21 protein-coding genes and 1 tRNA gene are annotated in these 25,420 nt (G+C 49.5%); 9 read left to right on the top strand and 13 right to left on the bottom strand.

The features are described 5' to 3' along the window. Positions 1-57 precede the first annotated feature (57 nt). From Q1A54_RS19090 to Q1A54_RS19060, 7 genes are all read right to left on the bottom strand, one after another. Positions 58-981, bottom strand: coding sequence for a PfkB family carbohydrate kinase (locus tag Q1A54_RS19090; RefSeq protein WP_299991311.1), 924 nt, complete (start codon positions 979-981; stop codon positions 58-60). Positions 982-1,134: 153 nt separating this feature from the next. Beyond that, positions 1,135-1,211 (bottom strand) — tRNA-His (locus tag Q1A54_RS19085). 133 nt (positions 1,212-1,344) lie between these two features. Further along, positions 1,345-1,713, bottom strand: a complete 369-nt coding sequence (locus tag Q1A54_RS19080; protein ID WP_299991308.1) for a hypothetical protein — start codon at positions 1,711-1,713, stop codon at positions 1,345-1,347. A 62-nt stretch (positions 1,714-1,775) separates the two neighbouring features. Beyond that, positions 1,776-2,246 (bottom strand): DinB family protein, encoded by a 471-nt coding sequence (locus Q1A54_RS19075; protein ID WP_299991305.1) that lies wholly within the window; start codon positions 2,244-2,246, stop codon positions 1,776-1,778. Positions 2,247-2,269: 23 nt separating this feature from the next. Beyond that, positions 2,270-3,604: a dihydroorotase gene (locus Q1A54_RS19070; RefSeq protein ID WP_299991303.1), complete on the bottom strand. Its 1,335-nt coding sequence runs from the start codon at positions 3,602-3,604 to the stop codon at positions 2,270-2,272. Between the two features lie 103 nt (positions 3,605-3,707). Beyond that, positions 3,708-4,940, bottom strand: a complete 1,233-nt coding sequence (locus Q1A54_RS19065) for a serpin family protein (RefSeq protein ID WP_299991300.1) — start codon at positions 4,938-4,940, stop codon at positions 3,708-3,710. 64 nt (positions 4,941-5,004) lie between these two features. Then, positions 5,005-5,424, bottom strand: coding sequence for a hypothetical protein (locus Q1A54_RS19060; RefSeq protein ID WP_299991298.1), 420 nt, complete (start codon positions 5,422-5,424; stop codon positions 5,005-5,007). 317 nt (positions 5,425-5,741) lie between these two features. On the opposite strand from Q1A54_RS19060, the gene Q1A54_RS19055 reads away from it, so the two are divergent. After that, positions 5,742-7,082: a DEAD/DEAH box helicase gene (locus tag Q1A54_RS19055; RefSeq protein WP_196120701.1), complete on the top strand. Its 1,341-nt coding sequence runs from the start codon at positions 5,742-5,744 to the stop codon at positions 7,080-7,082. Positions 7,083-7,119: 37 nt separating this feature from the next. On the opposite strand, the gene Q1A54_RS19050 is transcribed toward Q1A54_RS19055, so the two are convergent. From Q1A54_RS19050 to upp, 3 genes are read right to left on the bottom strand one after another with little or no spacing between them, the layout of a single operon-like run. Next, on the bottom strand, positions 7,120-7,569 hold the full coding sequence (locus Q1A54_RS19050; RefSeq protein WP_299991295.1) for a small multi-drug export protein: 450 nt from the start codon (positions 7,567-7,569) through the stop codon (positions 7,120-7,122). 40 nt (positions 7,570-7,609) lie between these two features. After that, positions 7,610-8,053 (bottom strand): GNAT family N-acetyltransferase, encoded by a 444-nt coding sequence (locus Q1A54_RS19045; RefSeq protein WP_299991292.1) that lies wholly within the window; start codon positions 8,051-8,053, stop codon positions 7,610-7,612. A gap of 15 nt (positions 8,054-8,068) precedes the next feature. Beyond that, complete coding sequence (gene upp / locus Q1A54_RS19040; RefSeq protein WP_299991289.1) at positions 8,069-8,731, bottom strand: uracil phosphoribosyltransferase; 663 nt, start codon at positions 8,729-8,731, stop codon at positions 8,069-8,071. 216 nt (positions 8,732-8,947) lie between these two features. Here upp and Q1A54_RS19035 point away from each other — a divergent pair, with 216 nt between their 5' ends. The 8 genes from Q1A54_RS19035 (at position 8,948) to Q1A54_RS19000 (ending at position 18,259) form a co-directional block, all read left to right on the top strand. After that, positions 8,948-10,627: a hypothetical protein gene (locus Q1A54_RS19035; RefSeq protein WP_299991286.1), complete on the top strand. Its 1,680-nt coding sequence runs from the start codon at positions 8,948-8,950 to the stop codon at positions 10,625-10,627. Positions 10,628-10,885: 258 nt separating this feature from the next. Then, positions 10,886-12,724 (top strand): ABC transporter ATP-binding protein, encoded by a 1,839-nt coding sequence (locus tag Q1A54_RS19030; protein ID WP_299991283.1) that lies wholly within the window; start codon positions 10,886-10,888, stop codon positions 12,722-12,724. A 128-nt stretch (positions 12,725-12,852) separates the two neighbouring features. Continuing rightward, positions 12,853-13,194, top strand: a complete 342-nt coding sequence (locus Q1A54_RS19025) for a hypothetical protein (RefSeq protein WP_196120707.1) — start codon at positions 12,853-12,855, stop codon at positions 13,192-13,194. A gap of 8 nt (positions 13,195-13,202) precedes the next feature. After that, a complete protein-coding gene (gene lpcA, locus Q1A54_RS19020; RefSeq protein ID WP_299991280.1) occupies positions 13,203-13,778 on the top strand; it encodes a D-sedoheptulose 7-phosphate isomerase in 576 nt (191 codons plus the stop codon). Positions 13,779-14,052: 274 nt separating this feature from the next. Further along, a complete protein-coding gene (locus Q1A54_RS19015; protein WP_299991277.1) occupies positions 14,053-15,591 on the top strand; it encodes a YifB family Mg chelatase-like AAA ATPase in 1,539 nt (512 codons plus the stop codon). Positions 15,592-15,835: 244 nt separating this feature from the next. Further along, positions 15,836-16,420, top strand: a complete 585-nt coding sequence (locus tag Q1A54_RS19010; RefSeq protein ID WP_230392297.1) for a porin family protein — start codon at positions 15,836-15,838, stop codon at positions 16,418-16,420. 357 nt (positions 16,421-16,777) lie between these two features. Then, positions 16,778-17,443, top strand: a complete 666-nt coding sequence (locus tag Q1A54_RS19005) for a porin family protein (protein ID WP_230392298.1) — start codon at positions 16,778-16,780, stop codon at positions 17,441-17,443. A 156-nt stretch (positions 17,444-17,599) separates the two neighbouring features. Then, positions 17,600-18,259: a porin family protein gene (locus tag Q1A54_RS19000; RefSeq protein WP_299991273.1), complete on the top strand. Its 660-nt coding sequence runs from the start codon at positions 17,600-17,602 to the stop codon at positions 18,257-18,259. 92 nt (positions 18,260-18,351) lie between these two features. Here Q1A54_RS19000 and Q1A54_RS18995 read toward each other — a convergent pair whose 3' ends face one another. The 3 genes from Q1A54_RS18995 to Q1A54_RS18985 form a co-directional block, all read right to left on the bottom strand. After that, positions 18,352-19,713, bottom strand: a complete 1,362-nt coding sequence (locus Q1A54_RS18995) for a dipeptidase (RefSeq protein ID WP_299991271.1) — start codon at positions 19,711-19,713, stop codon at positions 18,352-18,354. A gap of 93 nt (positions 19,714-19,806) precedes the next feature. Then, positions 19,807-20,451 carry a glycerol-3-phosphate 1-O-acyltransferase PlsY gene (plsY, locus tag Q1A54_RS18990; protein ID WP_007655617.1) on the bottom strand — a complete coding sequence of 215 codons (645 nt, stop codon included), beginning with the start codon at positions 20,449-20,451 and terminating at the stop codon, positions 19,807-19,809. A gap of 162 nt (positions 20,452-20,613) precedes the next feature. After that, a complete protein-coding gene (locus Q1A54_RS18985) occupies positions 20,614-25,404 on the bottom strand; it encodes a hypothetical protein (protein ID WP_299991266.1) in 4,791 nt (1,596 codons plus the stop codon). Positions 25,405-25,420: the final 16 nt, after the last annotated feature.

Below are 25,420 nucleotides of genomic sequence, written 5' to 3'. Positions count from 1 at the left end.
GAAAACGAAAAAGGGAAGCCGAAGCCTCCCTTTTAAAAACATATAAACTACTTATATTTAAGACAATACCGCATCGAAAGCCACCAGGCTCACAAACTGCTGCACGCGGTTATTAATCTCCTGCTGATCCAATTTCTTCAGACGTTCAGTACCAAATTTCTCTACGCAGAACGAAGCCATAGCCGAACCGTGGATGATGGCACGCTTCATATTCTCGAAGCTGATGTCACCTGTAGCGGCGATATAACCGATGAAGCCACCAGCGAAGGTATCGCCAGCGCCGGTTGGATCAAACACCTCTTCCAATGGAAGGGCTGGAGCGAAGAATACTTTGTCGTCGTGGAACAACAGGGCGCCGTGCTCTCCTTTCTTGATGATCAGGAATTTTGGTCCCATCGCCATGATCTTACGGGCAGCCTTCACCAAAGAGTACTCGCCGCTCAGCTGGCGTGCCTCCTCATCGTTGATTGACAGCACGTCTACCATACCAATCGTTTGCTGCAGCTCGTCCATAGCGATGTCCATCCAGAAGTTCATGGTGTCCATCACAATCAGTTTCGGACGGTTAGTCAGGCGCTCCAGCACTGTGCGCTGTACCTGTGGCGCCAGGTTGCCCAACATCAGGTATTCGCAGTTCTGATAAGCCTCAGGTATAATCGGATCGAAGTCGCCCAGTACGTTGAGCTCCGTTACCAGTGTCTCGCGGCTGTTCATGTCGTTGAAGTAGCGGCCAGACCAGAAGAAAGACTTCTCGTTCTCCTTTACCTGTACGCCTTCGGTACTGATGTTGCGCTGGTGCATCAAGTTGATGTGATCCTGATCAAAATCACCACCCACAACCGACACCACGTTCACGGGCTTTACAAAGTAAGAAGCCGACAGCGAAATGTATGTGGCAGCACCGCCAACGATCTTATCTGTTTTCCCGAAGGGTGTTTCCAGCGCGTCAAACGCCATCGAACCTACTACTACTAAGCTCATATTTTCTAATTGTTGATTGTTAACTTAATTGTTGATTGTTAAATGGTCAAATTGTTGTTTCACTAATGAATTTATTATCAACAATTTAACAATTCAGCCATTTAGCAATGCAATATAAATGAAAAAAGCCCCTGAAGGTTTGCTTCAAGGGCTTGGGGTGGAAGATGGGTCTCGAACCCACGACCCCCAGAATCACAATCTGGTGCTCTAACCAACTGAGCTACAACCACCGTGTCTCGTTTGAGAATGCAAATATACGTGTCGTTTTCTTATTTACAATACGCAGAACGCAATTTTTTGAATAAAATTCGTATCTCCCTGTTTGCTTTAGACTTACAAATCAGCCTCCGTAAGGTATAGCATCTACTTATTCAGTTTCGTGCCGCACCAAGGGCAGTAGTTGATCACGACCATGGTGGCGCTGCCGTTGTGCACAGGTATACCGTACAGTCCTTCATCCCACTGATTGATCACTACTTCCGGATCATCATACCTGATCTCACCGTCGGCATCCAGGCTTTCGTATACCTTGTCAGCCATCATCAGGCAACAGTAACTTTCATAAGCAAAGCCTTTGCTCTTTAGTTTATCGGTAATTGCCCAGTTATAGCAGGCCTCGTCTTCATGGATAGCTTCTTCGTACGCCTCGTACTCCTCCGACTGTAGCTCCTCCTCCGACAGTACTTTCCCGAAAAAGCGGGCGTGCAACTCCTTGAACTTTGTTAACTCCATTTACTTGTTCCCTATATTCTCCTACCTGAGGTTTTCTATCAAAGGTAATTCCCTTTTTTAATCTAACGCATAATGTCGGTATCAAATGGAACATAGCCCAGGTGCCGGCTCAGCGATAGGATTTGGCCTTTGTGGTGATACTCGTGCGTGATGACATGGGTAAACAGCTTGAGCGGATTGGCCTTGGTACTCGTATCGTCGATACTGACTTCTAGATTTGCAAGGTAACTTCGGCCAAAGCTCGCCACAAATTCCTCTACCAGTTTATCTACCTCATGGAACAGTAGCCAGGCATCTTTAATATTCTGAACGGCTTCGTAGGACGTAAATGTCATCTCTTTTTGCAGCGCCTGCTCACCAAGCCAGAATTCATAGGTATTGGCGATATGCACCAGCAGGTTACGGATGCTTCCTCTTCCGAAGGAGCTGTTTTCCTGGCAAAAGTCCGCTGCTGAAATGGTTTCACAGTATTGCAGGAGGACTTCTCTCGATCCTCTTACCCAATCATACTGCAGCGACATAATGCTCTCCATACCTTTCTTATTAAATCATGGAATTATCTGTCGAACAAAAGGCGCTCTCCTTTCTTGCTCTCGTCGAAGGTGCCGTTGGCGAAGGCCAGATGACCGGAAACCAAGGTATGGGTGATCGTGCTGCTAAAGGTATGGCCTTCGAAAGGTGACCAGTTGCACTTGTAATAAGTATTCTCTTTGCTAACGGTGTAAGGCTTGTTCAGGTCCACCAGCACCAGGTCGGCCCAGTAGCCTTCACGAATATAGCCGCGTTCGCGCACATTGAACAGAATAGCCGGCGCATGGGCCATTTTCTCCACCACTTTCTCGATCGTCAGTTTGCCCTGCTTCACAAACTCGAGCATCATCTGCACCGAGTGCTGTACCAGCGGCACACCACTCGGTGCCTGCTTGTACTTGCCCTGCTTCTCTTCCCAGGTATGCGGGGCATGATCAGTGGCGATCACATCGAGTTTGTCATCCAGCAGTCCTTGTAGCAGGCCCTCTTTATGACGGTGTTCTTTTATAGCCGGGTTACACTTGATCTGGGTGCCGAACGTGTCGTAGTCTTCTTTATCAAACCACAGGTGGTGCACGCATATCTCAGCGGTTATACGCTTCTGCTCCAACGGAATGTCATTGCGGAACAGCTTCAGCTCTTCTTCCGTGGAAATATGCAGAATGTGCAGGCGGGTATTGTGCTTCTCAGCCAGCTTTACGGCCAGGTAGGATGATTTGAAACAGGCCGCCTCGTTGCGAATCTCCGGATGGCACTTCACAGGTATATCCTCTCCGTACTTTTCCTCATAGATGGCCATGTTGTCGCGAATAGTCTGCTCGTCCTCGCAATGCACGGCAATCGGCAGTTTGGCCTTCGCAAAAATTTGGTCCAGCGTCTGCTCATTGTCCACGAGCATGTTCCCCGTGGAAGAGCCCATGAAAATCTTGATGCCGCAAACAGTATTGGGGTTGGTGAGCAGTACCTCCGCCAGGTTATCGTTGGTGGCACCTATGTAGAAGGAGTAGTTCGCCAGTGAGGTCTCGGCTGCAATCTTGTACTTATCTTCCAGCAGTTCCTGCGTTATGGCATTTGGCACCGTGTTCGGCATCTCCATAAACGACGTAGTACCGCCAGCCACAGCTGCTCTTGCTTCTGTCTCGATATTGGCTTTGTGCGTGAGACCCGGCTCACGGAAGTGCACCTGGTCATCGATGGCACCAGGAATCAAGTGAAGCCCTGTAGCATCAATCGTCTGGTCGGCTTCGGCTTCTATACCTTGGCCGATCTGTGCGATGCGGCCTTCTTTTACCAGCACATCGGCTGTGGTGGTGCTTCCTTCGTTTACAAGCTGTGCGTTCTTTATCAGGATAGATTTCATGCTGCTAAGGTATGTGCTAGACAAAGTTAACACACATTAGCAAAGTTTCCCGCACAAAAGCACTCTGATTGCTATACCTGGAAGATAAAAGCTATACCTGCCACTACTCCGGCTGCATCAGTTTGCCGATGAAGAGAATGGCACCGGAGGATTTCTCCCGGATCATGAACACGAAGGGACGGTCTACACGGTAGCTGGCTGGCATGGATGTTAACTCTATACCTACAGAAGTGACGGCTGCGGCTTCTGTGCCTTCTTCGTTTACTTCCACAAAGGTTTTATGCTTCACCTGTGAGATTGCCAGGTTGCTGTGCCCTTCTATCATGCGGCTGAAGTTCGCCCCGCCTGAAAAGGCGACGCCCATACCCAGATCGATCAGCATGGAGTTCAACTCTTCTTCGTATTCCATCTTAAATTTCGGCATATGGAGTTCCCAGCTTACATTGCGCCCTTCTCCAAGCCACTTCGACAGGTTGTCTGGGTTTAGCTGCGGGATAATGCTCTGCACAGTATTTTCTTCGCTCGGCATCACGATTGTCATACTATACTGCTCATTTCCGTAAGGCAGGTCGATCATATCCACGGTGTTGTCGCGGTAGTGCAGGTACTCGCCCTTCTTCATGGTCATGAAATCGTGGGTCACGCTGCTGCCGTTTTCGAGCAGGAATTGCCCCGGCTTAGTTAGTGCCTTATCGAAAGGATAGGTCCAGGTGCCTTTAAAATAGATGGCATTAATCAGGAACAAAACCTGATCCCGCTTTATCTCATCCAGTATTTTATCAATCTTGTTATTGGTGCTGTTTTTCACCCAGTTATTAATCTGCCCAACGGAGGCGGGCGATGCAAAGTCAAGGCCTTGCACAGTGGCGTTGAAATACTCTTTGTTCGTTTGGATAAACGGCGCTTGCAGCCGCACCAGGTTGCTATGCCATAGTGAGTTGGCAGAGGTAAAAATCACTTTCCTGTCTATACCTTGCAACAGAGCAATCAGGTCTTTGAAGGATTTGTTAATGTCTTCATCAGAGGCGGCCTCGAATCCGAGCGTTCGCCCGATGGCTTGTTTTGTCTCGCCATCCGCCCCATTATAGGTCATAGTCAGTGCCATGCTGATGCTGAGCGGTGAGATGAAAATATTTTCATCCTCTTCGGCTTTGCTCAGCTCTGCAAAGGACCTAAAAGCGAAGTCATTGGAGCTGGTTACCGTTTTCTGTTCCTGTACTGTCAGCGGACGGATATTGGGTGTATTGGGCCCCTCGTCCACCATCTCTTTTTGACAACCTGATAATATACTCATCGCCGCAAGGGCTATACCTGACAATAATATGCTTTTGCTCATGGGGAACATTGGATTAAGGTCTATACCTGAAAGACCCTAATGGGGGTGGGATGGTTGCATAAGGTCAATCATGATATAACTTCTTCAATTCAAAAATCCTCTCTATGTCCTCTATCTCACCAGAAAACAAACCCATATGCCCAGTTCTATCTTTATTGAATTTCCCAATAATCATGACATACTTCCGGTTCAAAGCATCAATGGAAGTTTGTGAGCCTTCTTTATCTTCTACACGTATGTTTTTGCCAAGATTCACCCAAATAGCATTTTCGGTACTTAGATAATTAGCATGCTCTCTAGAGAAATATAAACTGTTATCCTCTAATTCCAGATGCAGAAAACCCGTCACCATAATCTTTTTACCATGGTATTCATCAGGATTTGCCAACAATTTGATCAAAGAAACCCGCTCAGGAAAAACTCCCTGAAAAGAGCTGAGACAGGTAAAACAAATAATGAGTAGAAATATTGAGAACGTTCTCATTGGCTTCTCCTTATACCTTGTTATAATTCATAATACTACAAACTCTCTGAAGTCTTGGCTGAGCATCTTTTTTCATGAATTGGATATATTGATTTCTCAGAGTCTCAACGGCAGCTAAACGTTCTTCCATCAACTTAGTCTGCCAAAAGGCAAAGCCCGATTACTGTTCTCGCAGCCCATTTTTCTTAACTCCTTTCTCCATTAGAATTAGTATTCAAAAATACAATATACGCATAATTACCTGCTCGTCTATACACGCTTTCGCACCCTCCCGTAAATTTCCCGTACCTTTGCATATCAACACGATTAGAAATACCATGGCAGAAGAAGCCGAAAAAGAAATAAGCACATTCGAGGATTTTAAGCTGAACCGTCAGCTGCTCAACGCCATTGAGGAGGCAGGCTACGAGAAGCCTACTCCCATTCAGCTCAAAGCTATACCTGTAATCATGGGCGGGCACGATGTGATGGGCATCGCCCAGACAGGCACGGGCAAAACTGCAGCCTTTCTGCTGCCAATCCTGATGAAAGTGAAGTATGCGCAGGGCACCAACCCGCGTGCTGTCATCCTGGCACCTACCCGCGAACTGGCTATGCAGATCGAGGAGAACATCACGCTGCTGGGTAAGTATACCGACTTGCGACACACCGTTATTTATGGCGGACTGGGCCCAAAAACTCAGATTGAGACAATCAACAAGGGCATTGACATACTGGTAGCCACACCCAAGCGCCTGATGGAGCTATACCTCAAAGGCGAACTTATATTAAAGGAGATCAAAACGCTGGTGCTGGATGAGGCCGACAAGATGATGGACATGGGCTTTATGCCGCAGATACGTCAGTTGCTGGAAGTATTGCCGCGCAAGCGCCAAAACCTGCTCTTCTCGGCCACGATGCACCCGAAAGTGGTGGAGCTGTCTGAAGAGTTCCTGGAGTTCCCGACCCGCATAGAGGTGACGCCGCAGGCCACGCCGGTGGAAACGGTGAGCCAGGTGCTGTACCAGGTGCCGAACCTGCGCACCAAAATCGCCATGCTCGAGCACCTGATTCAGGACAAAGAAACTTTCAACCGCGTGATCATCTTTACCCGCAGCAAGAAAAATGCTGAGAACGTGGCCAAATTCTTAGAGCGGCGCGAGTACGGCGAAGTGCGTGCCATCCACGGCAACAAAGGCCAGAACACACGCATCAATTCCATGGAAGCCTTTAAAAGCGGCGAAGTTCGCTTCCTGGTAGCCACCGATGTAGCCTCCAGAGGTATAGACGTGACGATGGTGAGCCATGTAATTAACTTTGACGTGCCGTTTGTGTACGAAGACTACGTGCACCGCATCGGCCGTACCGGTCGTGCCGAGAACGTAGGCGCCGCCATCACGTTTGCAAACCCAGCCGAGATGTATCATATCCGGAAAATCGAGAAACTGATCCGGATGCAGATACCAGAGGAGCCGATGCCAGCTGAAGTTAAGATTCACGACATTACTTTTGAGGAGCAGCAGGCCATCGCCCGTGATATTGACCACCAGAAACGCAGCGAGAACCCGGACTTTAAGGGTGCCTTCCACGAAAAGAAAGCTATACCTAAAAAGCGCCCCGAGAGCAAGCGCGACCCCAGAGCCTCGTTCTGGCAAAAGACGAAAAAGAAGAAGAGATAAGATAAGCACCCTGTCCGATGTGGCGGGGTGTTTTTGTTTAAAGATACTCGAGCGCTATTTCCTGAAAACGGTACACCAGACCTGTCAGAACAAAGCCCCACATGATGCCGCTCCAGAGCATGTGCAGGAAGATCTGCCGACGTGGCACGCCGAACACTGCAGCTACTATAGTACCAAAAACAGGTGTGAGAACAAGCGGAGTAAAGAAGGCGACACCCACTACACCAAAGTTGCGCCAAATGCGCACCACCCGGCGGCTCCGGCGGCTGAAAACTGGGCGATTGTAGTTTCGTCGATATCGGGAGTACCATCGGGCAGCTTCTCTTCCAACAAATGAAAAAACCAGCACGCTCGTCATCATCCCGGCCACGGTCAGGAGCACGGTTTCGAGGTAAGCCACCCCCAGCGATATCCCTGCCAAAGGTCCACCAATGAACTTGACCATGCTGATCAGGTATACCGACATGTATTTGAGAAGCTCCTCCAATCCCTACTGAACGCTGTGCGAGTTTAGTTATGTGCAGGCTCTAAGCGCCCAGAATCATTTTCATTTGATACAGATCGATACCCGGCGCCCAAAAGTTCTGCTCCACCTTCTCCAGTTCAAAGCCCAGCTTCTGGTAAAACGGATACACCAACTGACTCGTCCGCACCTGCAGCCATTGCATACCGGGCATCTCCTTTAGCTTTGCGATGCGAAACAGCGTCAACTTCCGACCTATGCCTTTGCCCTGAAATGCAGGGTGGATTAAATCCCAGGACAGCCTGGCCCAGGTATAGCCTTCGAAATAATTGATGCCGCCGGCACCTACCACCTGTCCCTCCTGCTCTACCACAAAGTAATCTTCGCGGCGCTCCTGCAGGTATAGCACCAGGTCGGCTTCCTCTTTAGGAGCAAAGTAAGCTGGCGTGTTGAGTCGCAAAAGCTGCAGAAGCGCCTCCTGGTCGGCTGGGGTATAGGGCCTGATCATAGCCAGCAGGTATGGCTATACCTTCGGCCCGAAAGCCAGGTCACCGGCATCGCCCAGACCGGGTACGATATAGAAGTTCTCGTTCAGACGCTCATCCATGGCGCCAAGCCAGATATGCGCTTCAGGCACTTCCTGTTGCACATAAGCTACTCCCTCTGGTGAGGCAATAGCGGCGGCAATGTGCACTTGCACCGGTTTACCGTGGCGCAACATCCCTTTGTAAGATTTCACAAGCGAGCGACCAGTGGCCAACATCGGGTCCGCCAGGATCAGGATCTTGTCGTGCAGGTCCGTTGAGGCCAGGTACTCCATGTTGATCTGCAGTTCGGTGTTCTGCTCCTCCACTCTGTAAGCGCCCACAAACGTGCTGTAAGCTTTGTCAAAGTAATTAAGCATACCGTTGTACATCGGCAGGCCGGCTCTGAGGATCGTGGCCAGTACTGGTTGTGCAGTCAGCAGTTGGGTTTGGGTAGTAGCCAGAGGCGTTACAATGTCACAGGTTTCGTAAGGCAGCGTTTTGGATATCTCGTAAGCCAGCAGCTCACCCAGGCGCTCCAGGTTGCGGCGGAAGCGTAGGCTGTCGTGTTGTACCGATACGTCGCGCAGTTCAGCTACAAAATGGTTGGCAAGCGACGGGGCTGCTGTGAGTATGTGCAGGTTATCTTTTTGCATGGGCATGGCTGTTTTTAATGACCTAAAGATAAGGTCTTTCGGGCGTACGACAATCCCCGGCTGCCAAAAACGTTGAACCGTGCAGGCGCCATACCTGTATAAGTCTGACCTATACCTGCTTTCGGCAATCTGCATCATGCAATTTCATGTGTTTTTGTTAATATTGTGAATTCTAAATAAGTACTTTACAAATCGCTTTCCCCTGATTAGAACTTTCCTCTTATGAGAAATATACTTGCCGCCATGGCACTTAGTCTGCTGGCTATACCTGCCGTGCAGGCGCAGGATGTGTATGTGCCATACGACCGCGACACCTATCACCTGATAGACCGCTACCAGATCAAGCTGGGCTCAAAGGTGCCGCAGATGCACACCAACGTACGCCCGATCGGCCGCAGAGAAGTAGCTGAGCTGGCCGAGGCAGCTATTGGTGAGCCGCGCTCTAACGCCGACATGTTCAATATCCAGTACCTGCTCAACGACAACTGGAACTACACCACACAGGCAAACGATAACATCAGCGAGCGCCCGATCTTCAACACGTTTTACCGTAACAAAACGGACCTCTATCATTACGACTCTGAGGATTTCACCCTGCGCGTAAACCCGGTACTGCACCTGGAGCTCGGCAATGACAGCGAGAGCGATGGCATACGCTATGTCAACACAAGAGGTATTCAGATCGAAGGAAGCATCGACAATCGCTTCGGCTTCTATACCTTTATCGGAGAGAACCAGGCCCGTTTTGCTGATTATGTGGAGGACCGCATCCGTCGTGATGGGGTGGTGCCGCACGAAGGACTTTGGAAAGATTTCAAAGGCGACGGCTACGACTTCCTGACGGCACGCGGCTACATGAACTACTCCCTCTCGAAACACGTGGAGATACAGCTGGGCCACGACCGCCACTTCATCGGCGACGGCTACCGCTCACTGGTATACTCTGACTACGCTCCCCCGGCATTCTTCCTCAAACTGAATACCCGAGTATGGAAGCTGCACTACATGAACCTGTTTCAGGAACTCACTGCCGACTACCGCCGTCGCGGGGGCGGCGACCGCCTGCTGCCTAAGAAGTACATGGCCCTGCACCGCCTGGGCATCAATATCACCGATAACCTTAATGTAGGCTTATTTGAGCAGGTCATTTTTGGTCGCGAACGAGGCCGGTTTGAGCTGCAATACCTGAACCCGATTATCTTCTACCGCAGCGTGGAGCATAACCTCGGCAGCCAGGACAACGCCTTACTCGGTCTCGATTTCCGCTGGAACCTGTTCAACACTGCGCAACTTTACGGCCAATTGGTGCTCGACGAATTTGTGCTCGACGAAGTAACTGGCGGCAACGGTTGGTGGGCAAACAAGCAAGCCGGTCAAATCGGTGCGAAGTACATCGATGCTTTCGGGCTTTCTAATTTTGACCTGCAGGGCGAGGTGAACATCATACGCCCTTATACCTACCAGCACCGCGATGGCAGCTCCAACTATCAGCACAACCGCCAGCCGCTGGCCCACCCGATGGGTGCTAACTTGTATGAGTTTGTAGGTATAGCCCGCTACCAGCCGCTGCCACGCCTCAACCTGGTGGGCAAGGCCATCGCAACCCGATTCGGTCAGGACGAGATCACGGCAGAAGGTGACACCATCAATTGGGGCAATAACGTGAACCTGGACTATAATCTGCGCCCTTATACCTACGGGCACGAGATTGCGCAAGGCATTACTACCAACCAGCTACACCTCGACCTGACAGCCACCTACCAGTTCAGGCACAACCTGTTCGTGGATCTGAAAGGCATTATTCGCCGCACAGAGGCTGATGTAAGCACACTGAGCAAAAACACGGTATTCACGTCAGTAGCACTGCGTTGGAACATTGCCCAGCGCCTGCATGAATTTTAACAGACAGGTATAACTATCACCTGAGCGGGGAGCCTTTAGAAATAAAGGCTCCCCGTTTTCGTTTTAAAAGCTCGCTATACATACCTGTCCTAATTTAGCTATCTTTGCAGCGGCTAAGCATACAGCAGGTATAGCGCGGCCTACAATATTGTAATTCGTTAATACTTAAAAACTTCCGTCAAGATTCCCGTGTGCATTACGGGGAGCAATTGGAGCAGCCTCCTATACCTGCAACAGGTAAGGATGGCATATATCAACATGAAGACTTATCTCCGGATACTGCAGTTCGCAAAGCCTTATAGCCGCTTTGTGCCGCTTTATACTATTTATACCATACTGGGCATCATTTTCGGCCTGCTCAACTTCACGCTGCTCATTCCGCTGCTCAACGTGCTTTTTGGTACCGTGGGCGCCGATGAAGCTGCGACCATGGTAACGACCAAGCCTGATTTTAGCCTCTCACTTGAGTATTTCAAAGACTTCTTTAACTTCCACTTCGGGCAGGTCATTCTGGAGCAGGGACGGCAGGGGGCACTGCTTTTCGTCTGTGTGATTGTGGTGATTTCGGTTTTCCTGGCAAACTTATTTAAGTACCTGGCTTTTCGGGTCGTAGGCGCTCTCCGGGCACATGTAGTAAAGAAGATCCGCCATGCCACTTATGAACGGGTGACACAGCTGCACATGGGCTATTTCAGCAACGAACGCAAAGGCGATCTGATGACACGCCTGACCGTGGATATTCAGGAGGTGGAAAACTCAGTGGTGAACACCATGACGGTGGTTATTCGTGAGCCAATTTCTATTATCGCTTTCTTTGTCGTGCTCTTTACCATGTCGGTGAAGCTCACGCTTTTCACACTGATCCTTCTTCCGCTCTCAGGTATACTCATCGCAGGTATAGCCAAGCGCCTGAAGCGGGCTGCCCAGCAAGGACAGGAGTCACTGAGCTTTATACTGACTATTATCGACGAAACGCTGAGCGGCATCCGGGTGATCAAAGCCTTTAATGCTGAGCCCTATATCCTCGACAAGTTCCATGACCAAAACAGTCGCTATGCACGATTACAGCGCTCTATTGCCTACAAGCGTGATCTTGCCTCTCCGTTCTCGGAGTTCATGGGTGTGACGGTAGTTGCCTTGCTCCTATACTTTGGCGGCACCATGGTGCTGAACCAGGAATCTGATCTTAGCGCGGCGGAATTTATAACTTACATCATCCTGTTCTCGCAGGTGCTGGTGCCAGCTAAGGCCATGTCTGCGGCGTTCAGCAACATACAGCGCGGCCTGGTATCCGGCGACCGCATCCTGCAGGTGATCGACACAGAGCCGCAGGTAAAGAACAAACTTAACGCGAAAGTACTGCCGGAGTTCCGTCACGAGATCGAGTTCCAGAATGTGAGTTTCAGCTACGGAGACCACGCTGTGCTGCAAGACATCAACTTGTCGATCGAGAAAGGCAAAACCGTGGCTTTGGTTGGTCCTTCCGGTGGTGGCAAGTCTACCCTGGCCGACCTGATCCCACGCTTCTACGACCCGACGGCAGGCAGTATCATGATTGACGGGCACGACATCCGTGACTATACCATGGAGTCGGTTCGCGATACGATGGGTGTGGTGACGCAGGAGTCTATACTTTTCAACGACAGCATTTTCAACAACATCGCCTTTAGCAAAACTGACGCTACAGAAGAGGAAGTGATCGCAGCTGCTAAGATTGCCAACGCGCACGAGTTCATTGTGAAGACGCCGGAAGGTTATCAGACCATGATCGGCGATCGCGGTAGCCGCTTGTCTGGCGGACAGCGCCAGCGCCTGAGCATTGCAAGAGCGATTCTGCAAAACCCACCGATCCTGATTCTGGACGAGGCTACCTCGGCGCTGGATACTGAATCGGAGAAACTGGTGCAGGAAGCACTGACCAATCTGATGAAGAACAGAACCTCGATTGTAATTGCGCATAGACTGAGCACTATACAGCACGCCGATGAGATTGTAGTATTACAACAGGGCCGCATCGTAGAGCGCGGCAGTCATGAGGACCTGCTGCAGCACGGCGGATTGTACGCAAAACTTACACAAATGCAACTGGTGTCATAGCAGCACTTAGTGCTTTTGTGTTACCAACCATTGCTTTAAATTAAATTTTAGTGTTAACGTTTCGGTATATTCATATTTTTTTATAGCTTAGCCCGATACAGTTTTGCACCAAAATCCAACCTTGAAGCATGAAAGAACTTAAGACACTCTCTGATGTGGTCGTTTTTTGCTACGCTATGTTTATAGCACTTTTGCTAACAGACTTGCTAGACCATAAAGCCATATTTGAGATTGCGACTGAAGAACAGGCGCTCACCCTTTACAAAGCACTCGGAGCAGTAGGCGCCGGATTAATGCTGGTAAAGTTGTTAATTGGAAAACTTTACATTACGTCGCTCAAATACGACAGGCACATGGCTCAGGTAAAAATCAACGAGTTGAAAGCCGATCTGTATGAGCGTAAACAAGCATACAGAAGCAACAGCTACAAAGAATCTGTCCGGATGGAGATGGCTGTAGCGAGCAACTAATATAATACATGACCCAGATCGTACTTCAGGAGCTGCAGGAAGCGCAACAGACGCTCAACAACTTTATTGCAGACCCTAATAATATTGCCGCCATCGAAAAAGCGGCTAATGCCATGGCTGATGCTGTAGCAGCAGGTGGTAAGATCCTTTCGTGCGGCAATGGTGGCTCCATGTGCGATGCCATGCACTTTGCAGAGGAACTGACAGGACGCTACCGCAACAACCGCCAGGCTATTCCTGCCATCTCTATCTCCGACGTGAGCCACATGAGTTGCGTGGGCAATGACTATGGGTACGATCATGTTTTTTCCCGCTACATCGAAGCTTTAGGCAACAATGGCGATGTGTTGCTGGCCATCAGTACCAGTGGCAACTCTCCCAATGTGCTAAAAGCCGCCGCAGCCGCCAAAGCCAAAGGCATGACGGTAGTTGGGCTCACCGGCAAGGACGGCGGCAAACTGGCCGCCCTATGCGACGTGGAAGTGCGCGTACCACACCAAGGCTACGCCGACCGTGTGCAAGAGATTCATATCAAAGTCATTCATATTCTCATTCTTCTCATAGAGAAGAGAATCTGTGCTTAAATAGTATAAGACATCGTAGGGCAGGTAGTTTCAGGTATAGCTATACCTGAAACTACCTGCCCTTTGTTTTGTCCCCTCTTTTATAAAGCATGCTCCAAGGTAAGTGCGCTATACCTGCGTTTCATACAACCTAATAGCCAGTTGATTGCTGTTTGCGCCAACGGTCAAACTACATTTTGTATTTTTACCCTATCGACTCGGAATCAATTGGCAGTGGCCAATGTTGCGAATCTGAATTATCAAAATCGCATTTATAGATCAACATCTAACCCCTATGCTTATCAAGACGTTTGGCAGCGCCGTACAAGGCGTGAACGCCTATACCGTAACCGTGGAAGTGAGTGTGAGCGCCGGCGCAAAGTACTTCCTGGTGGGCCTACCCGACAATGCCATTAAAGAAGGCGAACAGCGTATCGAATCAGCATTGGCTCAGTACGGCTATAAGCTCAAACGCCAGAAAACCATCATCAATATGGCACCTGCCGACATCCGCAAAGAAGGTGCTGCCTATGATCTCACCATCGCGATGGGTATGCTGGCTGCCGGTGGACAGCTAGCCGCTGATAAGCTCTCACAATACATGATCATGGGGGAATTGTCACTCGACGGTTCGCTCCGGCCGATCAAAGGCGTGCTACCTATTGCCATCCAAGCCCGCAAAGAAGGATTCAAAGGCATCATACTGCCTTTCCACAATGCCCGCGAAGCGGCGATTGTGAATAACCTGGATGTGATCGGGGTTGAGAACATCAAAGAGGCCATCGACTTTCTAAATGGTGAGCTCGACATCCAGCCTGTAAAAGTAGACACCCGCGATGTGTTTCAGAATTCGGCTAACCAGTACGCGGCCGATTTTTCGGATGTGCAGGGGCAGGAGAACATCAAGCGGGCGCTGGAGATCGCAGCCGCCGGTGGTCACAATGTAATCATGATCGGGCCTCCGGGAGCGGGCAAAACCATGCTGGCCAAGCGGCTACCTTCTATCCTCCCGCCGCTGTCGATGCACGAGGCACTCGAAACAACCAAAATACATTCAGTGGCAGGCAAGTTGGGCGAAGTTTCTTCCCTGCTTTCTACCCGACCATACCGGGCACCGCACCATACCATATCTGATGTGGCCCTGGTGGGCGGCGGCGGTATACCGCAGCCCGGCGAGATCTCCCTGGCTCACAACGGGGTACTTTTCCTCGACGAGCTGCCAGAGTTCAAGCGCACTGCCCTGGAGGTAATGCGTCAGCCATTAGAAGAGCGCCGCGTAACTATATCCAGAGCCAAAACCACCCTGGACTTTCCGGCCAACTTTATGCTCATTGCCAGCATGAACCCTTGCCCCTGCGGATTTTACAACCACCCCGAAAAAGAGTGCGTCTGTGCTCCTGGCCTGGTGCAGCGCTATCTCAACAAGGTAAGCGGCCCACTGCTCGATCGAATAGACCTACATGTAGAAGTAACGCCCGTAACTTTTGATGAAATGACCGCAACCCGGAAGTCGGAAGACAGCGAGACCATACGACAGCGGGTAGTTCGGGCAAGAGAGATTCAGCGGGAGCGCTTCAATGAATTTGACTACATGCACTCCAACGCCATGATGCCTTCACAAATGGTGAAAGAGATCTGTCAGATATCTGACGCCGGACGCACGCTACTAAAGACCGCCATGGAGCGTCTTGGACTTTCGGCCCGTGCCTATGACCGCATCCTGAAGGTGAGCCGGACCATAGCCGATCTGGCTGATAGTGAAGAAATTAAAATTGAACATTTAGCAGAAGCTATTCAGTACCGCAGCTTAGACAGAGACGGTTGGGCAGGCTAACGCACCTCAAAACTCAACTATCTATATATTAAATACTTACAAAGTTCAACATCCTAAAAAGGTGTTGAACTTTTCTTTTTAATGCCGTTTTAATTTACTTTTTTAATTGCACTGTATGCCACGCGAAATCTAAAACTTTTTTAGACTTTTCTTGGGAGGCTGCGTAATATGGGACGTCAGGAACATAAACCGAAGAAGACAAGACCTGACGGTAATACACTTAACCTACTAACCATTTACTACTATGAAGAAAAGAATTTTAATGCTCGTTTTAGCCATGACCACAGTGGTTGCGGCACATGCACAGGGCCCACGACTAGGTATCAGGGCGGGTGTAAATTATGCTGGCTTTGGCGGATCTGATGCCGACAACCTGGATCGCATCTGGGGTGGACACGCTGGTCTGACTGCTAACTTCCCATTATCGGTTGACAACTTTTTCTCGATACAGCCAGAGGTGCTTTACTCTATGAAGGGTGCCGAAACCAGTGCAGATGATGTGAAGTGGAAAATCAATTACCTGGATGTGCCAGTGCTTGGCCGCGTAAACGCTGGTCCGCTTTATTTTGAGGCAGGTCCGCAGGTGTCATTCAGGATAGGCGGTGAAGTAGATGTAAATAACACAACCATTACTGAAGACTTAGATGACTACAAACGTACTAGTTTTGGATATGCTGCCGGTGTTGGTTTGCAGGCAACTCCACTAGGCTTAAGCATTGGCGTCCGTTACAATGGCGATATTTCTAAGCTTTATGACAACACAAACATAGGCAACTATCGTAATGACGTATTCATGCTGACGCTCGGCTACCTGTTTGGCGGCAGATAAAAGCGCTATTAGTACAAAATAAAACTATATTACTGAAGCCCCGGTTCGTGCCGGGGCTTTTTCAGGTATAGCTACCATACCTACTCCCCTCCTTCTTTCGACCATCCTACAGGCGCCACTCACTAAGTACGTGCAACAAAGCAAGCCACTGTTTGTAATAAGGTATAGCTTATTTCCACTCCAGAGATCAGGCGAATGGAAAAAGAGTAAAATAAAGTGCAATTATTAAAAAATTATCAAACTGATAGTCAATCAGATGCCACATTAGCGCTAAAAATACTGCCCGCATTTACTCAATAAAAATATAGTTCTGCACGTATATTGCTCAGATTATACCAAAATAACCAATACCCAATTATGAAAAAGCTATTATTAATGTTCGTGTTTGCAGTAGTAACTGCAGTTGGTGCCCAAGCACAAAGTGCAAGCTTCGGTATACGAGGCGGTGCAAATATCTCTAACCTGTCAGGCGACCTGCGTGACGAGGATCGTTTCAACAACAAAGTCGGCTTTCATGCCGGTATCATGGCCAACTTCGGCATCGTAGACAATTTCTTCTCGATACAGCCAGAGTTACTTTATTCTGTTAAGGGTTTTAAGAATGAGGATTCGGAGTTTACATTGCTTGGTCAGACAAGAAGACGTGAAGGTAAAGTAAACTATAACTATATCGATCTTCCAGTGCTTGCCAGAATTAAAGCAGGTCCTCTTTATTTCGAAGCAGGTCCGCAGGCCTCATATCTGTTGAGCGTGAATAATGAAACCAGAACGTATATAAACGGTACGCTACAGTCGACCAATCGGGACGAGAAAAGCAAAGAAGGGCTTTCTGAGTTTGAAGTAGGCTACGCAGCCGGCATAGGCTTCACCTCAGCTAACAATGCCATCAGCTTTGGGGTACGCTACAACGGCGCTTTCAGTGATTTCGTGAAGGAAGACGTGAACTTTGAGGGTGACCTGACTAATGCCCGCCACTCTACCTTTATGGTAACAGTAGGGTTTGCACTGCCAACTAATCGCTAATTATCTTTCCCAATGAGAAAGCCGCCGGGTGCTAAGCACCCGGCGGCTTTTTTTGTTTCGGCTATACCTACTATACCTACTGCTTAACTAAATGCCGCCCTCAGGAGTACTATTAACTACAGCTCTATACCTAATTTTTTTACTATACCCGAAACTATGAAAAAGATCATACTCCTGACGGCCTTGTTGCTAGTCACTTCACTTTCGGTGCAAGCTCAATACTACCGCTATGGCGTAAAGGCTGGGGGTGGCTTCTCTAAAGCAGTTGGCTCCGATGCCCCCTCTGACCAAATCAACCATCTGGCTGGTATACACGGCGCTTTTGTGTTCGCTTACGAGTTTGCCTCCCGCTTATCAGTACAGCCCGAACTACACTTCAGTCGCAAGGGCTTTACCTACGACAACTATACCTTAAACACAGCTGCTGAGACGGCCCTAACCGGCGACCTCCGGCTCGATTATATAGAGCTTCCACTTATGATCAAGTTGCAGAAAGCAGCTCTGTTTGTAGAAGCCGGTCCATACATGGGCTACCTGCTCAATGTCGGCAACAAGGTCAACATTGTCAGCACCGACCCTTCCGTTGATCCTCCTGTAGTTTTTGGGCGGGAAGATTTCAGCCGCGATGACTTTAACAGCTTTGATGCCGGCTATGCTATAGGCGGTGGTTTGATGCTCGAGAGTGGTTTTTTCCTGAACGTACGCCACACAGCTAGTCTGCGCCCATTCCCTAAAGCAGACCTGAGCCAGCGCAACCTTGTGTGGCAACTCTCCATCGGTTTTATGGTGCCATCACGCCGGCCGGGCAACTGGTAAGGGCGGTCTGCTATACCTTAGCTATACCTAAAAACAAAACAGCCCTGTTACTTAACTTAAGTAACAGGGCTGTTTTGTTTTAGCGAAGATGCTTACTTGCTCATCGCTGCATAGTATTTATAGAACTGCGGGATCGTCTCTATACCTTTCATAAAGTTGAATACACCGAAGTGCTCATTTGGTGAGTGGATCGCATCCGTATCCAGACCAAAGCCCATTAGCACCGAATCCAGTCCGAGCTCAGACTTGAACATAGCCACGATCGGAATAGAACCACCGCTACGCACTGGCACTGGCTTCACACCAAATGTTTCTTCATAAGCTCTTGCAGCAGCTTGATAAGCAACCGAATCGGTAGGCGTCACCACTGGCTCGCCACCATGGTGCGGACGAACCACTACCTTCACGCTTTTCGGCGCAATGCTTTCAAAGTGCTTCTTGAATTTCTCTGTGATTTCCTCAGATGTCTGATTTGGCACAAGGCGCATCGAAATTTTAGCAAAGGCCTGCGAAGGTATAACCGTTTTAGCACCTTCACCGATATAGCCACCCCAGATGCCATTCACATCCAGTGTCGGACGGATGGAGTTGCGCTCCATAGTGGTATAGCCTTCCTCGCCATGCACATCCGGCAGGTCAAGCGCCTGCTTATATTTGTCGAGGCTAAAAGGGGCGCGGGCCATCTCGGCACGTTCCTCCTGGCTCAGCTCCTCCACATTGTCATAGAAACCAGGTATGGTGATATGATTATTCTCGTCGTGCATCGACGCGATCATCTGGCACAGGATATTGATCGGATTTGCCACCGCACCGCCATACAAGCCGGAGTGCAGGTCACGGTTCGGGCCGGTCACTTCTACCTCCACATAGCTCATTCCACGCAGACCAGTTGTAATAGAAGGCGTGTCGTTGCCCAGCATACCAGTGTCAGATATCAGGATCACATCGGCGGCCAGCTTCTCTTTGTTGTTCTTCACGAACGTAGCCAGGTTGGCGGATCCTACTTCTTCTTCACCCTCGATCATGAACTTCACATTACAGGTCAGGGCATTGTTCTGCATCATCACTTCAAATGCCTTTACATGCATGTACATCTGACCTTTATCGTCGCAGGCACCGCGGGCGTAGATTTTGCCGTCCTTGATCACAGGCTCAAACGGAGGCGAGTGCCACAGTTCGTAAGGGTCAGCAGGCTGCACATCATAGTGGCCGTACACCAGTACAGTAGGTAATGAGGGGTCCACTATTTTCTCACCATACACAATCGGATAACCGCCGGTCTCACACAGTTCCACCTTGTCAGCACCAGCTTCGCGCAGCTTTTGGGCTACAAAATCAGCTGTGCGCTGTACATCTTGTTTGAACTTCGGGTCGGCGCTTACGGAAGGCATGCGCAACATGTCCAGCAGTTCGTTTATAAATCGGTCTTTGTTGTCAGTGATATATTGATTCATAGTCTAGATAAATGTCTTGCCTTAAAGGTACGAAAAAAGCCACCCTTCGGAAAGAGTGGCTTTTAGAATGCTTATACCTGCGAACTGCTATACCTATTTTCGCAGCCCCAACTTAATGTTAGCTTTGCTTTCTTCGCCGTTGATCAGGCGGTTGATATTCTTACGGTGCGTTAAAACCACCACGGCAAACACCACAAATCCGAATATGATCAGGATCGGGTTGTCAGGGTGAAAGCGTGGCAGCAACAACAGTATCGGGAATGCCAGTGCCGCGATCATAGATCCCAAGGACACATACCGGGAGGTAAAGAGGACGATCACAAAAATAACCATGCACATCAGCGCCACTTCCAAGTGTATGGCCAGCATCATACCTAGCAAAGTTGCCACTCCTTTTCCACCCTTAAAGCGCTCATACACCGGAAAGATATGTCCTACCACTGCCAGTGCACCCATTGCCAACTGATAGATGATCAAATCTTCGGCGGGCACAGCGTTAAATATCACCAGTAAAGCTGCCAGCGAAGTAGCCACCCATCCCTTAAAGATGTCGATCAGCATCACGATTGTGCCTGGCTTTTTGCCCAGCACCCGGAATGTATTTGTTGCTCCGGAGTTACCACTACCGTGCTGGCGAATATCAATTCCGTAGTAAGCTTTGCCGATCCAAACGGCGGTAGAGATTGATCCGATCAGGTATGCTACTATAAATAAAGCGGCAATTAAAAGTATGTTCATGACGCGTGTGTCAGCTTTTTGTATGCATTAACTATACTTAACAAAGTTAAGTGCAGTTTACGTGTGTTTTTTTAATCTAAAAGAACCCAAATATAGGGACTTGTTAATTTAATATCCAAAAGAGGGCTATCTTTCCCTATACGGCCGGAGTGCAGGTATCGGTTATTGCCAGCCTTCTTCCTCCTCCACATTTCCTTTTTTCTTCTTCTTTTTCTTTTTGGTATCTTCTACTTCATCTTCGGCAACATTAAACCCACCTTGCTCTGCTACTGGTGCCTGAGTTGCCATCTTGAATGCATCTTTACCGTTCAGGTAGTCGTGTTTGAACTGGTCTACAAAACGGTTTTTGTCAATGTTCTCGCCCATGTACATGCCATACTTGCGGCTGCGGCCACCACTGGCTTTGGAGCGGATGGTCTTGTTCAGGTCAGCGTCAGATGATACGATTACCAATCCGTTCTCCAGATAGCTCATGAACACCCAGGTATACGGATCGGCTTGCAGGTATAGGTTCACCACCGGTTCGCCGTTCAGGTCCTGCTTGATCTCCATAAAGCCGTCCATGTCAGCACCTATCTCTTCTTTCAGCACATTAGAGAGACCTAGTTTTCCTACGCTGTACCAGGCATTGGTCTTGTTGGACCAGCGCAGGTCTACGTTGTGGAACACCATGCTGCGCACCAACTTGTTCGAAAGCTTTGGCAAAGTGATCAGTCCGCCTTGCTCACGGTAGCGCTGTGCATCGCGGTTGCCGATGATGTTACCCAGTTTGTAAAGCATCTCTTCAGTACTTGCCTGGTCACCGCCTTCGCGTATAGCAGCTTCATTTAACTTTTTGCCAAGCGCACTGATCACCTGCGAATGCATGTTCATGTCAAAGGCCATCAGCGCATCAACAGCATAATAGCCGCTATCAGTTTTGGCTATACCTGTACCTGCCGACTCTATTCCGAAATCCTTCAATGAGTTCACCAGATTAAGTTTGCCTTCAAATGCTACGGTTTTAGTGCCTTCATTGTAACGGAGTTCGTTGCCTTCATAAGATCCGGCAGCTGATCGGGCCGCATCAGTGATCTTAAACTCGCTGTTCGCCTTATCATATGACAGGTCGCCGCTCACAGTAAAGATGTCCAGGTCATCGTCGTACTGCTTTTTCGAAACAAAAGTATTGTAAGGTTTGAACGTGCCACGCGACAGGTGCAGGCCAGTGTAGAGTTGGTTGCCGTCCGGGGCCTTCTGCTTCATGATCGGGATGCGCACATTATCCGGGTTCAGGGAGTCTCGCTTGAAAGGGAACCAGTCTGAGTCTTCCTCGTTTCCCGTAAAGTTCAGCTTCAAATCGCCGTCAAAGTCCATGTGCGGACGGTAAGCATACATTTTCACGTTACCTCTGTAGCGGATGTGCGGGAAGATGTAGAAGTTGTCAGTATCACGCACCAATGCCTGCGCATAGGTCGTATTGATGTTCTCTTTCTTTTTTAGCTGGTGCTGCTTGTACACGAAATCTGCGAATTGCAGCTTGAACGAATCGGAAGCAGCATTCTGATAATCATGCACGGCTGTACCACTGAAGGCATTACGTGACAATACGTCGATGTTGCCGGAATACAGCTTATGGAACTGCTGCAGGGAGTCAGCCATCACACGGGCATTGCGCAGTGTCGTGATGGTAGCGCCTGCCGCTACGGCTACTTTGCCACTGTCAGGTATAATGTGTACATCGCCTACAGGTATGTAAGGCACACCACCAGCCAGAATAGAGTTTACTTTCAGGTCATACTCCCCTGTAGCTGCGCTGAAGTAAAGGCCGTCCTGCTCCGGATGTTGTGAGTAGAAGTAATTTTTCCCTCCTGCACCATCGGCTGCCAGGCTTACCTTTTGCTGTTTCATGTCCCAGGTAGCACGGCTCATCGAAGTCTTGTACTGCGCTTTAGGGAACTCGATACTGGCTACGCCCTTCTGCTCACTGCCAAACTCCACAAAGCGTTTATCCAGGTCATAGCTGATAGCCATATCTGTCGCTTTCATGGCAGGCTTACCTTCCACGTCCGACTTCACGATCATCTGTGCATTGTTGCCTGAAAGGCTACGCCCTTTAATGGACAGCTTCTTCGACACGATATTGGCATCGGTATTATCCATTTCACCATCGCCATATAGGCCGCCCGGTGAAAGTTTAGCCGTGCCCGTAAACTTGAACTCCTCTTTGTAGATCTTCATCGGGTCTTTGGCAGCGGCCATCACGTACATGGTGTCCTGCTTCGGCATCCAGATCATCTCGTAGTGCCCCAGGCTTGCCACAGGGAAGTTGGCCTCGCCTCCTCCCGGTTCCATTTTGGCACTAGCTCCCTTCTGTGTCACTACTTTATCGAGGTAGTAGGTATACTCCGGCGCTTCAAAGGTTGAGGTCAGGTACTTGAGGGTGCCCCGGCTCTGTATACCTTCGGAGCTCATCATGATGGTGTCGTAGGCTATACCTTTACCACCGAAAGCTGGCAGTCCGTTAGGGCCCGGCTGGTAGTAGAAGCCCAAGGTCTCATCCGGCATCATGGTCAGCTTAGTTTTGATCGGCGGAAAGATGCTTCCCGAATGGAAAGTACCACTGAAGCCGATCATGCTTTTACCTTTGCTCAAGCTGTCGAGTTTGTAGGACGGGATGTCGAAATAAACAGTGCTATCATAGGCTCCTCCCAGTACGTCTGGTCTGGCAAAGGCCACCTGTCCACCCATCGGCGAGTCAAATTTAGGGTACTCCGGATAGTGCTTGCGTCCCGACTTATTGTTTGGTTTATTGATATACAGCTTACCGGACATGTTACCCGAACGGCTGGTCATCACCTGCTCCAGTTCTTTCTTTCTGCCAATTGCGCGGCGCTTCTTCGTTACAAAGGCTACCGTGTCAAGCTTCTGCATGTCGATCATGAACTCATTGTAATCGAACTTGAACTGGGAGCCCCGGAAGTTAAGGCGACCGGCGTAAAGCTTACCCCCAAACTCCATGTTACGGTTGTCGAGCAAGTGCACAATGTTGCTATCGGGCACGGCGTATACCGCAGATGAGTCGTTATTGAATGCCATCTTCTCCACACCACGCACCGTCAGGCGGTTGTTGCTTAGGTTGAGAGTAGCATTGCGGCCGGATGGCACCACTGACTTGATCACCAGGTGGTCATAGTCGCTCAGGTTCTGCGCAGAACCCACATAATGCCAGGCTTTCGGCTTTAGGGAGATAAAGTGTGACTGTCCATCGTAAGTCAGATACCCTTCCCGTGCCAGGCTGATAGCTGCCTCTTGTACGGCCTTTTCGTTCAGTTTTGAGGCCTTCGCTACATCAAATGCATAGAAATCGTTGGTTTTGGCTTTGGCCGCATAAGATACCAGCACCTGCAGCGGGTGAAAGCTAGCCACCCCGACTAACTGCTGAAAACGCATGTTGGAGAAATACTGCGCCGATTCTAACTGTACTGGTATAAGTGTTTTCGTGTTGAGGATCGAGAAGTTAATATGCGGTGTGCCCAAGTTCCAGGCAAGGCGTTCGGCTGTGATCTCAAACTTGTGGTAGCTGTCGTAGAATGGTGTTTTACTATACACACCCTTGTCGCGGGTTAGCACCAGTTCGCGGGTTGGCTTGGAGTAGCGCAACTGCATGGCCGGATGCGTCAACGAGTCTCGTCGTTGGTTCTGGTAAATGGCCACATAGGCTCTGTTAGCAAAGATAATAGAGTCGTTCAGGTTGTAGTTGTGCGCCATCGACCGGAATTTCTTTTTCCCATCTTCCAGTACGGCTAAGGCCGACACACTACCATCCAAGGGCTTACTGCCAATCAGGTCACCGGCCAGCGTGAAGCCACCGGTATAAACGATGTCCTTGCCCAGGCTTTTCACTTTCGCATCATTCGTGAAAGAGGCAAAGCGTGGGTAGGATTTCTCTCCATTAGTGCCAGCTTTTGAGCTTCTGAACTCAAACACGCCTTCAATCGGCGCATCCAGCACAGCGTTGTAGGTAATGGTTGCGTCAGGCACTTTAAAAGCGGCTGCTGTAATATCAAAATTGAAGGCTTTAAAAGCAGCTGAGACAGGCTTGCCGTCCACTTCCCACGAGAATGACCCGCCTTCCCCTACAAACAGGTTATTGGCCAGCATCAGGTGTCCGCTCGTTTTCATGATGGCGGTAGAATCGTGGATGGTTGCAAAGCTCAGGTTCACGTTTTCCAGTTTCATCACCGGTCCGCTTACCTTCGGCTGAGCAGGCACGAACATCTTTTTAAAATCGTCGCGGCGCTTCTTCTCTGCTACCTTCGGGTCTACTTTTTTGGCTGCGGGCTTTGGCGTGTCCCAGGCATCACCCCAGTCGTCGGCGGTGGCCTCGCTGCTCTCACCCGCTACCTCATCATCCCATGAGAAGCTGTCCCAGTCACTCACCTCCGCAGACTTTTCTTTGTCTTTTGGAGCCGCCTTTCCTTCATAGGCAAAGCTTACGCTCCCGCCTACGGTGCGTAAGGTATACTGTTTGTTCTGGTACAGTATACCTGAGCTAAGATAGCTGCTGCTGGTCTGGAAGAAACGATCGAGCGCTATACCTTCATCCTGTTGCACAGCCTTGGCCACTACTTCCAGCATGTTGTCGATCTGAGCGCCGCGCATGTTGTGATGATTCACGGCTCCCACCAGCATCTCGTAGAAGTTCTCGTAATGCGGATTAACGCGCATTTTCTTGCGGTACATCAGCTGCGAAATATCAACCACTTGCTGCTTCTGCTTTTCGGAGAGTCGCTGGTTGCCCCATACACTTTCCAAGGCAGCACCGAGAGCTTCGGCATTTTTGGCCTTCCCGGTCACCAGCATGTTTTTGGCATCCGTGATGTACTGCTCTGGGTCGGTAGACAGTTTGGTCTGGGCTTGTGCTGCGAACACAGCCAGAAAGAATAAAAAGGGTAGAAGTTTATATTTCATAGGTCGGAAGGATTTC

The sequence above is a fragment of the uncultured Pontibacter sp. genome (assembly GCF_947502515.1).
Taxonomy (GTDB): Bacteria; Bacteroidota; Bacteroidia; order Cytophagales; family Hymenobacteraceae; genus Pontibacter.
The sequence above is the reverse complement of the archived record's forward strand: the minus strand, read 5'-3'. Positions and strand labels throughout refer to the sequence as shown.